Here is a 13,080-nt window from a genome sequence, read left to right as displayed (position 1 = left end):
GCTTGGGGGTTTTTTATGGAGCGGTGTTGGTTTTTGGACCCAAAGGAATACGACATCCCCCTGCGGGGGACGCCGGTCACTCTTCTTTGCTTCGGCAAAGAAGACTAACGAGAAGAAAGCCGACCCTGCCGGGGGCAGAGCAATAAGGCTTATGGGCCTCGGTGGTTTCGTCGTACGGCCCTGAGTGTTGGCTGGCGTGCCTCACCGGCTTGAAGGACATCGCCACTGCATGACCCAATGGTTTCGTGGTGCGGCCCCCGATGGCGGGTGCCGTGCCCATTCGGCCATCTGCCGTTCGCGGTGCCGAGCGCCACGACGCTGCCCGCCTTGGTGGTTTCGTGGTTTTGTCTCTGGCGGCACGCGCGGTGATTGTTCGGTCCCTGCCGTTCGCAGGGACGGGCGCCGCGCAACTTCGCAATGATGGGTTTCGTGGTGGGCGCGGTGGCCCGCGCTCAGTCGCCCGTGGCCTCGCGCATGTCATGGTAGTGAACCGCACAACACCATCGTCAGATTCTTTCGTGTTCGCTGACCGGGCCAAGGGGCCCACCACGAAACGAGGACGGCTGTATTCCGTCAAGGCAAGCGCCGGTACGGCAGGGTGTCGAATGGCAGGGTATTTGCCGTCAGAGACAAAACCACGAAACCAGCAAAGCATGAGATAGCGCAGCCCGTTGCATCGCGAACGGCAGATGGCCGAATGGGCACGGCGCCCGCCATCGGGGGCCGCACCACGAAACCACTGGGTCATGCAGTCGTGCTGCCGTTAAAGCCGGTAGAGCATGCCAGCCGAAGCCACTGCCCGTACGACGGAATCACTGCCGCCGAATCGCCTGATGGCTCTGCCCCCGGCAGGGTCGGCTTTCTTCTCGTTAGTCTTCTTTGCCGAAGCAAAGAAGAGTGACCGGCGTCCCCCGCAGGGGGATGTCGTACGCTGTTGGGTCCAAAAGCCAACACCGAACACCAAACAGCGAGAACCCCAGAGAACCTGCAGAGAACCTCAGAACCCCCCCTCTCAATCCGTAGTACTAGGACTCCAAAACGCCTGATGAACAAACTCCGCCTCAGCCAACCGCGCCATCAGCCGATCCAACACATCCCCATCGACGGAAGTCGAAGTCAACACCGCCTCAATCTCCACATCGCTATCCCCAAACGCACGCACCTCAAGATCCCGCGTTGGATAATTCCCCGCCTCCAGCGTCTGCTCCAGCAACCGCAAGGCCTGTTTCTGCGAAGCACGCGGCGCGATCACATAGACCGTATTGGTGACTTCCACCGCAGGCGTATCCATTGGCTGCTGGTTGATCCGGTTAACCACCGGCCTGAGCAACGTATTGGCGGCCAGCACGAACAGGCACCCCAGCCCGGCCTCCAGTATCAGGTCAGCACCGGCGCTGGCGCCGATCGCCGCCGATCCCCATAGCGTGGCGGCGGTATTCAGCCCGCGCACATTCCCTTCCTCGCGCATGATCACCCCGGCGCCGAGGAAGCCGATCCCCGACACCACATAGGCCACCACCCGCACCGCGCCGTCGTGCCCGGCCATGCGGTTGGCCATGTCGACGAAGATGGCGGCGCCCACCGCCACCAGCACATTGGTGCGCAGGCCGGCGGTGCGTTGGCGGATCTGCCGCTCGTAGCCGATCACCGCGCCCAGCACAAAGGCGGTGGTCAGGCTGACGGTGGTGTCGAGCAGCGAGTCCAGGTTGATGTTCTGGAAAGCTTGGAGGGACATGATGGTTTTCCCCGGTCTTGAAAGTTATTGTTTTTGGTACCTGTCATTCTGTCTTGCCTGCTTTTACGCCCGCCAGGTGTCATCCTGATGTCACGGGCGGCGCCCCCCGCAAGGGTGGCGGGGGCGCCGCCGGGCGCTTACTGCCACCCGAACCGCCGGATATAGAAGCGCTTGACCACCGTCACCAGCAAGGCGTAACCCAGCACGATGCCGATCATCCAGGGAAAATAGCCCGGCGGCAATGCCTCCAGCTTGAAGTATGCCGCCAGCGGTCCCATCGGCAGCCAGATGCCCACCGCCATGATCGCCACGGTGGCAATGGTCAGCGGCCAGGCCGCGCGGCTCTGGATAAAGGGCAGCCTGGGCGTGCGGATCATATGCACGATCAGCGTTTGCGTGAGCAGCCCGACCACGAACCAGCCGGACTGGAACAGCGCCTGCGCCTCCACGCTGTTGGCGGCGAACACGTACCACATCACCACATAGGTCGTGATATCGAAGATCGAGCTGATCGGGCCGAACACCACCATGAAGCGGCCGATATCGCCCGGGTTCCAGCGCAGCGGGCGCGAGACCAGTTCCTTGTCCACGCGATCGAACGGGATGGCGATCTGCGAGACGTCGTACAGCAGGTTCTGCACCAGCAGTTGCAGCGGCAGCATCGGCAGGAATGGCAGGAAGGCGCTGGCCACCAGCACGGAGAAGACGTTGCCGAAATTGGAGCTGGCCGTCATGCGGATGTACTTCAGCATATTGCAGAAGGTGCGGCGGCCTTCGATCACGCCTTCCTCCAGCACCATCAGGCTCTTTTCCAGCAGGATGAGGTCGGCGGCTTCCTTGGCGATATCCACCGCGCTGTCCACCGAGATGCCGATGTCGGCAGCGCGCAGCGCGGGCGCGTCGTTGATGCCGTCGCCCATGAAGCCAACCACGTGGCCGTTGGCGCGCAGCGCCAGCACCAGTTGCTCCTTGTGCAGCGGCGACAGTTTGGCGAACACATTGTGCTCTTCCACCGCGCGCGCCAGCGTGGGCGCGTCCATCTTCTCGATGTCCGGCCCCAGCAGCACGCGCGTGACGGGCAGCCCCACTTCGCGGCAGATCTTGGCGGTGACCAGCTCGTTGTCGCCGGTCAGCACTTTGACCGCAACGCCGTGTTCCGCCAGCGCTTGCAGCGCGGGGCGGGTGGAGTCCTTGGGCGGATCGAGAAAGGCAATGTAGCCCACCAGGGTCAGCTCGCATTCGTCGGCCACGCCGTACTGCGTCTGCGTGGTGGGCGTTTCCTTCATCGCCACCGCCACCACGCGCAAGCCTTCCTCGTTGAGGTCGTGCGTCACCTGGCGCACGCGTGCCAGCATACCGGCGTCCAGCGCCTGCGCCGTGCCATCGATCTGCACGCGCGAGCAGATGCCCAGCATTTCCTCGACCGCGCCCTTGCAGATCAGCTCGTTGTGGTCCTCGCGCTCGGCCACCACCACCGACATGCGCCGCCGCTCGAAATCGAAGGGGATCTCATCGACCTTGCGGTAATGCTGCGTCAGCCTCAACTCGCTTTGCAACTCCACATGATCGAGCACCGCGCGGTCAAGCAGGTTCTTCAGCCCGGTCTGGTAGTAGCTGTTCAGGTAGGCGTGCTTGAGCACGTCGGTGCTCACGCGGCCGAGCACGTCGGTATGCCGCTCCAGCACGATCTTGTCCTGGGTCAGCGTGCCGGTCTTGTCGGTGCACAACACGTCCATCGCGCCGAAATTCTGGATGGCGTCGAGCCGCTTCACGATCACCTTGCGCCGCGACAGCATCACCGCGCCCTTGGCCAGCGTGGAGGTGACGATCATCGGTAGCATCTCCGGCGTCAGGCCCACCGCCACCGATAGCGCGAACAGGAAGGCCTGCATCCAGTCGCCCTTGGTGAAGCCGTTGACCAGCAGCACCAGCGGCGCCATCACCAGCGCGAAACGGATCAGCAGCCAACTCACCTGGTTGACGCCGGCCTGGAAGGCGGTGGCCGAGCGTTCGGTGCTGGTGACGCGCGCGGCGAGCGTGCCGAAGTAGGTCTGGTTGCCGGTGGCAAGCACCACGGCGGTGGCCGCGCCCGAGACCACATTGGTGCCCATGAAGACGATGTTGGAGAGTTCGAGCGGGCTGTCCTGCCGGTCGCGCAGTTCCGCGAATTTTTCCACGGGCAGCGATTCCCCCGTCATTGCCGCCTGGCTGATGAAGAGGTCCTTGGCGGCGATGATGCGGCAGTCGGCGGGAATCATGTCGCCGGCGGAAAGCGCTACCAGGTCGCCCGGCACCAGTTTGCGGATCGGCACTTCGATCCTGGCCGGCGGGCGGGAGTGCACGTGCACGTTGAAGTATTCCGCGCTGACGGCGGCAACGCCGGCGGCCAGGTCGCGGCGGATCACCGTGGCGGTGGTGCTGACCATGGCCTTGAGGCTTTCCGCGGCCTGGTTGGAGCGCCGTTCCTGGACGAAGCGCAGGATGGTGGACAACGTCACCATGGTGCCGATGACCAGCGTTGCCTTCATGTCCTCGGTGAAATAGGAAATCACCGCCAGCAGCGTCAGCAGCAGATTGAACGGGTTGCTGTAGGAATGCCACAGGTGCAGCCACGCAGGCAGCGGCTTCTCATGGTCGACTTCGTTGGGGCCGAACTGCTTGAGCCGTTCCTCCATCTCGGCGCCGGTCAGGCCGTCCTCGTGCGAGCGCATCCGTACCAGCACGTCAGGCACGTCTTCTCTGGCGGCGCGCTTCAGGGATTGCGCCAGTTGCTCCGGCACCGTGCGTGAGGGGCCCGGTTTGCCCAGCGACTCAAACATCGCCAGCCGGCGGAAGTGGTGGGTCGCCCGGCGCGTGCGCAGGAAGGCGACGAAGAGCGTTTTCATCAGGTTCATCGGTGCGGTTTTCCAGTGGTTCCCGGCGAGCCGGGCGGCGATGCGTGATCGGGGCGGCTAGGGCGAGGCGCCGCCATGGACGGATACTGCAAGTGCAAGAAAATGGGGGGCAGCGTGGGAGGCCAGCCTCGCCAGGGCTCGTATGCAGGTGCGAGCCGGCGTGCCGGCAATGCGGCGCCAGGCAGGGTGCGAGCGTTAGCCCGGCGGGGGGCGGTGCGCGTCGTCATGACGCGCTTCGGCAGGACAGACCGGCGGCAGCGCCAGTGCGAGCAGCAGCACGGCGGCGCGGCCGGGGCGGCCGGCGTGCCAGCGCAGCATCTGCAGCGCCAGCAAGGCGTGTTGTGCGATGAGGAGAGACGGCATGAGGCCTCCTTGCGCGATGGCCCGAAGGCGCGCGCTGGCAGGGGCGGGTACCACATCGCGGGGCGCGGACGAGCGCGCTCCGTGGCTGGATAGCCGCAGGCTTTTGCAACGAACTGGGAGGGAGTCGCACGGAGAACCCGTGCAACGGACCACTACCCGCCGGTATCGGCTAGGCAGTGGCGATAAGACGCCTGGACTTGCCTAGCCGTTCAGAGTTTGGCCGGAGGCCAACTAGAACAACTGTCCATGGAGATGACTCCGTAGCGATAACGGGGCGAAGCGTAGCAAAGGCGATGCGCGCTTGGCAACCCTTTTCTTCCGGCTTCGTCGCGCGCTAAGACGAGTCCTAAATTTCATGCCGTTCGGACCGTGCGCCGCTACGCCGGCGTGTCCGCGGGTGCGATCTCGTTGCGCTTTCATATGGCGCCTCGCACCAACCTTTGTCAGAATAGGGGGCTGCGATCCGCGCGGCATCGCGTTGTGCCCTGCACGCACCGGATCCCTTCGGTTTCCTGTGTTCCTCAACCAGCAAGAAGTCTATGACCATAGTGCTCCCAAGTGAAACGCAGGCTGCCTTGCGTGAGTTGATCCTGCTGATTTCCTTGCACGATCAGGATGCCGCGGAAGAATACTGGGCCTCGTTTCAGCGGGCGCTAGCGCGCGCTGAAACAGGCTGCGACGGCCAAATGCTGCTGTGGCCCCTGAATGAGGCGATCGGCCATGCGGCGGGCTTCTACGTGGAATGGAAGGACACTGCCGCCCTGGTCCGCAGCGTGCAGGCTCTGTGCGACCGCGTCGGCGTGCGTGTCGGCTGGGGCGTGACCGATCCGCTTTCAAGTGCCTTTCTCGCGCGGCACGATGTGCCGCAATTGATGGCCATCGCGCAGGCTTCATTGCGCGCGGCGGGCTTTACTTTGTGGTGCTGGGACACACAGGCCGATGCCTACGCAGGATGGATGATCCGCAGCCGCGACGAGGCCGCGCTGGCTGAACTCGCCAGCCGCCTGCACCTGATGATCGATCCCGCCGACGAAACCTACTGAGCCGCCGCCGCGGCCCCGCACTTGCAAACGGGGCCGCGGCGCGAATGTCGCTCGCATTCACATTTGTTGACATTTGCGCGCGTTGCGCATTGCCGTCGGCTTTCCCGTTCGCCGACCTTGGCTCGCGCAGCTAAAGCCAGCCTCCTCCACGATCCGCCGGATGCGTTCGGCCTGGCTCTTATCGTTTCCCACCGAAGCACGCGCCGTTCCCTTGAGGACAACATTGTGGCGGGCGCCGGGCAAGCCGCGTCAGTCCCCTCGCGTTACCACAATCGCAAGGCGCTAACCTGTTCGCCGAGGTGTCCCTTGCGGCATCTCATACCCGCCGGCAGCAGTGCCCCCTGCTGCCGTTTTGCCAACCAGGCCATGCAATGTGGCCTGGCTTTTTTGCCTGGGAGCGGCACTTACCCCGGCGTGCGTGATTGCGCCGCGCCGGCGCCGACGTACAATGCTGCGCCGGGGCTCGCCAGGGCCCTCACCCGGTTCGCCAATCCGCATCAACTCCTAGCCGCCAATCACGATGGAAAGCGCCGTCACCGAGATTTTCTACCGCCTTTCCACGGCGTTCTTCTGGCCGGTCGCGCTGGCGCTGCTGGCGTTGTTTGTCCTTTCGCTGGCCGATCTCGGCAGCCTGCTGGTGCAGTCGCGCCGCCGCGCCAATGCGCCGGCCAGCGATCTGCCCGCGCTGGCCAATGCGCTGGCCGCCAGCCTGCGCAACGGCACGCGGCCGCATCTGGGCGCGGCATCGTTGTCGCCTTCGCTCGCCCGATTCTGGGACATGCTGGAAGCACGGCTGGCCCGGCTCGATTCGCACGAACACCTCGACCTGTGGCTGGATGAAACGCTGCAACGCGAGGAAATGCGCGTGGCCAACCGGCTCGATCTGACCCGCACGCTGGTTCGCATCGCGCCGATGCTGGGCCTGGCCGGCACCATCATCCCGCTCGGGCCGGCGCTGCAATCGCTGCTGGCCGGCGACATGGCCGGCATGGTCAATCACCTGGTGATTGGCTTCGGCGCAGTGGTCTGCGGACTGGTGCTGGGCGGCATCGCCTACGTGCTGACGCTGACCCGCGAACGTTGGGCGCGGGTCGACCTCAAGGAAATGGAAAACCTGTGCGAGCTGGTGCTGCGGGCCTTGCCCGAGGCAGCGCATGTTCGCGGCGCGGCGCAGTTCGCCGGAGCGCACGCCTGATGGACGCGGGTCAAGGACACCAGTTCAGGCGCCGGCGCTTTGTGCGGCGCCGCCGCGCGCAGGGCGAGCTGGCGTCGGTGCACCGGGAAGACCCGCTGGCCGGCGTCGCCAACCTGTTCGACGCCTCCATCGTCTTTGCCGTGGGCCTGATGGTGGCGCTCACGCAAGCCTTCAGCCTGACCCAGCTGCTCAATCCCGATTCGCAATTCACCATGGTCCAGCGCGACCCGCGGACCGGCGAGCTGCAGTTGCTGGAGAAGAACCGCAGGGAGGTCAAGGTCAGCAAAATGTCCGCGCAGCAAAAGACCGGCGAGGGCACGCGGCTGGGCGTGGCCTACCAGTTGCCGGACGGCAGCGTGGTGTATGTGCCGGAAGGCGCGGCGCCGGGCACCCGGCCTGTCCCGGCGGCATCGGCGCCGGCTGCGCGTTGATGGGTTCGATGCCGCGCACGCCGTTCACGGTGTCCCTCGCACCGATGACGATGCTGGCGGATGCGCTGTTCCGGTCTCGCCCGTTGCATTGGCTGTTGCTCGCGCTTGTCCTGCTGTGCGGGCGAGCCCACGCGGCGGGGTTGGTGCAACCCGCAGCCGATGGCGGCCGTGCCCCTGKCCGCGTGTTGCTGATCACTACCAATACCCATCTGCTGCCCGCCGCCGAGGCGCGCCTGCGTGAACTGGCGGGGCCGGGCAGGGTGCGGCTCGACGCCGTCACCACGGCGCCCGATCCCGCGCAGGTGGCCGCCGCCGATGTCGTCTACGCCTACTTCGCGCCAACTGCCGTGCTCCGGCAGGTGGCACCGGCTGTGCGCCAGGCGCGGCAGCGCGGCGCGCTGGTGCTGGCGGCGCCGGCCGCCTCCGCCGAGGCCGCCTGGGGCATCGGCATGGACGCCGCGCGTAACCAGGCCGCCGAGGCTTACTGGAGCGCCGGCGGCGCCGACAACCTGGCCGGCTGGCTGGCCTGGCTGGTGGCCGCGGTGCGCGGGGAGCAAGCCATCGCCGTGCCGCCGCCGCGCCCGCTGCCCACGGCCGGCATCTATCATCCGCGCGCCGCGCAGCCCTTCGCCACGCTCAAGGACTACCTGGCCTGGTATCGCGGCGGCGGAGCCGGCGGCCTGCCTGCACAGGCGCCGCTGGTCGGCATCGCCTTCTACGCCAGCAACTATCGGCAGCAGGACCTTGCGCATATCGATGCCCTGATCGCGGCGCTGGAGCGCCAGGGCATCGGCGCGGTGCCGGCGTTTGGCTGGCCGCTGTCCGGGCTGGAACCGATGCTGGCGGCCGACGGCCACAGCCCTTTGCGCGCGCTGCTGACGCTGAACCTCACTATCAGCCGGGCCGAAGACAAGTCCTGGCTGGAACGCCGGGGCCTGCATGCCATCAACCTGATCGCCACGCGCGACAGCCAGGAAGCGTGGCGCGCGGACGTGCGCGGCATCGGCGGCGAGCGGTTGCCGCTGCTGCTCAACACGCCCGAGCGTGCCGGCGCCACGGAGCCGATCCTGTTCGCCACGCTGGAGGACGAGGGCGGCGCCAAGACCAGCCGGGCCGTGCCGGAGCGCGCGGACGCCGCGGTGGCCCGCGTGCGGCGCTGGATCGCGCTGCAGGACAAGCCCGCGGCGGACAAGCGCATCGCCATCCTCTACTACAACAACCCGCCGGGCCGCGGCAATATCGGCGCCAGTTACCTGGCCACGCTGCCGTCGCTGGTGCAAATCATGGCGCGCCTGCGGGAAGCCGGCTACCGCACCGGCACCGCGTTGCCGGACACGGCCGAACTCACCGCGCTGCTGGAACGCAACGGCCGCAACATGGAAGAATGGTCGCCCGGCGAACTGGCAGAGATGGTGTCGCGCGGCAGGGTCAGCTTGCTGCCGATGGCGCAGTACAAGCGCTGGTTCGACGCCTTGCCGGCGGCGTTCCGCCAGTCGGTGCTGGCAGCCTGGGGGCCGCCGGAGCGCAATCCGCTGATGCTGGTTGGCGATGGCCACGGCGGGCAGGATTTCGTCATTCCGGGCCTGCGCTTCGGCAACCTGTTCGTCGGCCCCCAGCCGCTGCGCTCCACGTTCGCGCGTGCGATGGACAGCTCGCACGATACGGTGACCCCGCCGCCGCACTCCTATATCGCGGCCTACCTCTGGTACCGCCACGCCTTTGGCGCCGACGCGATGGTCCACGTTGGCCGCCACGGCACGCTGGAATGGCTGCCGGGCAAACAGGTGGGGCAGAGCGGCGGCGACAGTGCCGAAGTGCTGCTGGGCGACCTGCCCAACGCCTACTACTACATCCAGGACGGCGGCGGCGAGGCGATCCAGGCCAAGCGCCGCAGCGCGGCCGTGCTGGTCAGCCACCTGACGCCGCTGATCGCCCGCGCGGGCTGGCCGGACGCGCTGGCGAAGCTGGACGAAGTGATCGAGCAGCAGGAAGCCGCCGCCGACAGCTCTCCGGCACTTGCCGAGCAATACCGTTTGCAGGCACTGGCGCAGATCCGCGCGCTGGGCCTGGACCGCCAGCTCGGGCTGGACCTCGGCGCGCCCTGGGCGCAGGTCGAGCCGGTGATCCACCGCTTCCTGCACAAGGTCGAGGCCGAGCCGGTGCCGCTGGGCATCCATGCGCTAGGCGAACTGCCACCGCCGGATATCCAGCAGCAGGCGCTGGCCACCGTGCTGGGGAGCGCCTTTGACGCGGGCGAGACGCGCCGCATCGGCCAGGATACCTTGTCCCGCTGGGCGGGCGCGCTGGTGGAGGGACGCGAGCCCGACACCGCCGGCGTCGGCGATGGGCAGCCGCTGGCGGACAAGGCGAAGGCCGCGTTGTCGATGGCGCGGGAGTGGCTGGCGCGGTTGCGCGAATCGCCGCGCCGCGAACTCGACGGCCTGATCACCGTGCTGGCGGGCCGCTACTTGCCGACCGCGCCGCTGGGCGATCCGGTTCGCACCCCGCAGGGCCTGCCCACCGGGCGCAACTTGCATGCCTTCGACGGCGCGCTGATCCCCACGCCGGCCGCCTGGGCACTCGGCAAGCAACTGGCGGCGCAGACACTGGCGCGCTATCGCGAGGAAACCGGCGCCGCGCCGGAACAGGTGTCGATGGTGCTGTGGTACGGCGAGACCGAACGCCACCAGGGCGCGATGGAGAGCGAGGCGCTTTACCTGATGGGCGTGGAGCCGGTCTGGAATGCCCGCGGCGTGGTTGAGGATGTGCGCCTGATTCCCGATGCCGAACTCGGCCGCCCGCGCGTGAACGTGCTGTTCACCATTTCCGGCATTTACCGCGACGGTTTCGGCGACAAGGTGGCGCTGCTGGACAAGGCCGCGCGCCTGGCCGCCGCCGCCGGCGACAACGCCATCAGCCGCCACGACCGCGAGGCGCGGGCAACGCTGCTGGCGGCCGGCGTGGAACCGCAACTGGCCGGCCGCCTGGCCCGCGCCCGCGTGTTTGCCGCCAAGCCCGGCAACTACAGCATCGGCGTGCAGCAGATGGTGGAGCAGAGCAAGGATGTGCCGCAGGCCGGGGAACAGCCGGGCGCGCTGGCGCGGCAATACCTGCGCTATATGAACTTCGCGTTTTCAAGCGAAGGCTGGGGCGAAACCGCGCCGCAGGCGCTGGCCAGCCATCTCAAGTCCAACCAGGCCGTGCTGTTCTCGCGCGCCAGCACGCTGTACGGCGCGCTCGACAACGACGATACCTACCAGTACGCCGGCGGCCTGAACATGGCCACGCGCGCGGTCAGCGGGCAGGCGCCGCGCTTCTGGCTGCACAACCTGCGCCGCGCCGGCGAGGAGCAGACTGTCGATGCCCGCACCTGGCTGGCAACCGAGCTCAACGCGCGCAACTGGAACCCGCGCTGGATCGAAAACATGCAGCGCTCCGGCTATGCCGGCGCGCGCGAGATGTTCAAGGAGATCGAGCATCTCTATGGCTTCCAGGCCACGAGCCCGGAGCAGATGAGCGGCAGCTTCTGGCAGAACACGTATGAAGTCTACGTGGCCGACAAGCACGGGCTGGGCATGGACCGCTTCTTTTCGCAAAGCAACCCGCACGCGCGGCAGGGCATCCTGGCACGGTTGCTTGAGGTGGACCGGCAGGGCAGCTATCGCTTCACGGCGCAAGAGCGCGCCGATATGGCGCGGCGCTATGTGGAATCGGTCAACCGCGACGGACTGTCGTGCTCGGCCAATAGCTGCGGCAATCCGGTGCTGATGCAATACATCGCCGGGCTGGGGCAGCAAGCCCGGCTGCCGTCGGATACGCTGCGCGCATTCGCCGAGCGGCTGGCGCGCGCCATGCCGGGGCGGGAGCCGGCCGCGCAGGGCGCACGCGCGGGATTGGCCGAGACGCTTGCGGCACGGCCTGCGCGCCAGGCCGCGCCGCAGCCACCGGCGCCGCGTCCCTCCACCGAGCCAGCCACCGGGCCAGTCACCGGCCATTTGCTGGAAAGCCGCGTGCTCAAGCTCGCGCCGCCCGCGCCCCTGACGGGCCTTGCGCCCCGCGAGGCACTCCGGGCCGCCGTGCTGATGCTGCTGCTGGTTGGCGCCGGCGCGGGCGCCGAGTGGTGGCGCGGCCGGCGGCGCGGACCGGCGCAAAGCTGACGCGGCGCCGGTGGACAGCACCTCCGTATCTCTTTATGCTGATCCCCTCGCAGCGGCCGGGACCGCCGCCGCTTACCGGCTGCGTGGTGCATAACTTGCCAAACGCCCGCATCGCTTCGCAAGCCCCGGTTCAACCCCAACGCCGAATTCGCAAATCCGCCCATGCAGACCCGTAAAATCCCCGCCACCATCGTCACCGGCTTCCTTGGCAGCGGCAAGACCACCTTGCTGCGCCATATCCTTGAAAACGCCGGCGGCCGCCGCATCGCGGTGATCGTCAACGAGTTCGGCGAACTGGGCATCGACGGCGAGATCCTCAAGGGCTGCGGCATCGGCTGCGACGAGTCCGGCGAGAGCAATGGCCAGCTCTACGAACTGGCCAACGGCTGCCTGTGCTGCACGGTGCAGGAGGAATTCTTCCCGGTGATGGAGCAATTGCTGGAGCGGCGCGCCGACATCGACCATGTGCTGATCGAAACATCCGGCCTGGCGCTGCCCAAGCCGCTGGTGCAGGCCTTCAACTGGCCCAGCATCAAGAGCGCCTTCACGGTCGACGCGGTGGTCACCGTGGTGGACGGCGCCGCGGCCGCCGCCGGCCAGTTCGCCGCCGATCCGGACGCCGTGGACGCGCAGCGCAAGGCCGACCCCAATCTCGACCACGAATCCCCGCTGCATGAACTGTTCGAAGACCAGCTAGGCGCCGCCGACCTCGTCATCCTCAACAAGACCGACCTGATCGACGCGGCGCAGCGCGCCGAAGTGGAAGCGCTGATCCGTCCGGAAATCCCCGCCGAAGTGAAGATCGTCGGCGCGCAGGGCGGCAAGCTGGATATCGGGCTGCTGCTGGGGCTGAACCGTGCCTCGGAGGAGAGCATTCACCTGCGGCCCGACCACCACGGCTCGGCGGACGATCCCGATCACGCCGACCACCATCACGACGAGTTCGATTCGGTGGTGGTGGAGCTCGGCGAGGTGGACCGCGATCCACTGATCGATGGCCTGCGCCAACTGGTGGAAAGCCATACGATCTACCGCATCAAGGGCTTCGCCGCGTTGCCGGGCAAGGGCATGCGCCTGGTGCTGCATGGCGTGGGCCGCCGCTTCGACAGCTACTTCGACCGCCGCTGGCAAGCGGGCGAGACGCAGTCCACCCGCATCGTGCTGATCGGGCAGGATCTTGACCAGCCCGCCCTGCAGGCCGCCTTGCAAACCGCGCTGGCGGGCGCCGTGCGCGTGGCTTGAGGCAGACCCTAGCCCAGGCA

8 protein-coding genes are annotated in these 13,080 nt (G+C 67.2%); 5 read left to right on the top strand and 3 right to left on the bottom strand.

Annotation, left to right across the window (positions count from 1 at the left end; genetic code table 11):
* Positions 1-1,012: 1,012 nt before the first annotated feature.
* From AC1DN0_RS30370 to AC1DN0_RS30360, 3 genes are all read right to left on the bottom strand, one after another.
* Positions 1,013-1,735 carry an MgtC/SapB family protein gene (locus AC1DN0_RS30370; RefSeq protein WP_441636456.1) on the bottom strand — a complete coding sequence of 241 codons (723 nt, stop codon included), beginning with the start codon at positions 1,733-1,735 and terminating at the stop codon, positions 1,013-1,015.
* 137 nt (positions 1,736-1,872) lie between these two features.
* Entirely contained in the window at positions 1,873-4,629 is a 2,757-nt protein-coding gene (gene mgtA / locus AC1DN0_RS30365; RefSeq protein WP_441636454.1) for a magnesium-translocating P-type ATPase, read from the bottom strand.
* A gap of 195 nt (positions 4,630-4,824) precedes the next feature.
* Positions 4,825-4,992: a hypothetical protein gene (locus tag AC1DN0_RS30360; protein ID WP_441636452.1), complete on the bottom strand. Its 168-nt coding sequence runs from the start codon at positions 4,990-4,992 to the stop codon at positions 4,825-4,827.
* A gap of 539 nt (positions 4,993-5,531) precedes the next feature.
* On the opposite strand from AC1DN0_RS30360, the gene AC1DN0_RS30355 reads away from it, so the two are divergent.
* The 5 genes from AC1DN0_RS30355 to cobW all read left to right on the top strand — a co-directional run bounded on the left by AC1DN0_RS30355 (position 5,532) and on the right by cobW (position 13,060).
* A complete protein-coding gene (locus tag AC1DN0_RS30355) occupies positions 5,532-6,035 on the top strand; it encodes a DUF6630 family protein (protein ID WP_441636450.1) in 504 nt (167 codons plus the stop codon).
* A 520-nt stretch (positions 6,036-6,555) separates the two neighbouring features.
* Entirely contained in the window at positions 6,556-7,230 is a 675-nt protein-coding gene (locus tag AC1DN0_RS30350) for a MotA/TolQ/ExbB proton channel family protein (protein ID WP_441636448.1), read from the top strand.
* Positions 7,230-7,661, top strand: coding sequence for a DUF2149 domain-containing protein (locus AC1DN0_RS30345; RefSeq protein ID WP_441636446.1), 432 nt, complete (start codon positions 7,230-7,232; stop codon positions 7,659-7,661). The genes AC1DN0_RS30350 and AC1DN0_RS30345 overlap by 1 nt, the downstream gene beginning before the upstream one ends.
* Before the next feature lie 8 nt (positions 7,662-7,669).
* Positions 7,670-11,818, top strand: coding sequence for a cobaltochelatase subunit CobN (locus AC1DN0_RS30340; RefSeq protein ID WP_477146231.1), 4,149 nt, complete (start codon positions 7,670-7,672; stop codon positions 11,816-11,818).
* A gap of 162 nt (positions 11,819-11,980) precedes the next feature.
* Positions 11,981-13,060 carry a cobalamin biosynthesis protein CobW gene (cobW, locus tag AC1DN0_RS30335; RefSeq protein ID WP_441632420.1) on the top strand — a complete coding sequence of 360 codons (1,080 nt, stop codon included), beginning with the start codon at positions 11,981-11,983 and terminating at the stop codon, positions 13,058-13,060.
* The last annotated feature ends 20 nt before the right edge of the window (positions 13,061-13,080 follow it).

Source organism: Cupriavidus sp. 05N39 (genome assembly GCF_056397325.1).
This window is presented reverse-complemented; position numbering and strand designations above follow the sequence as displayed.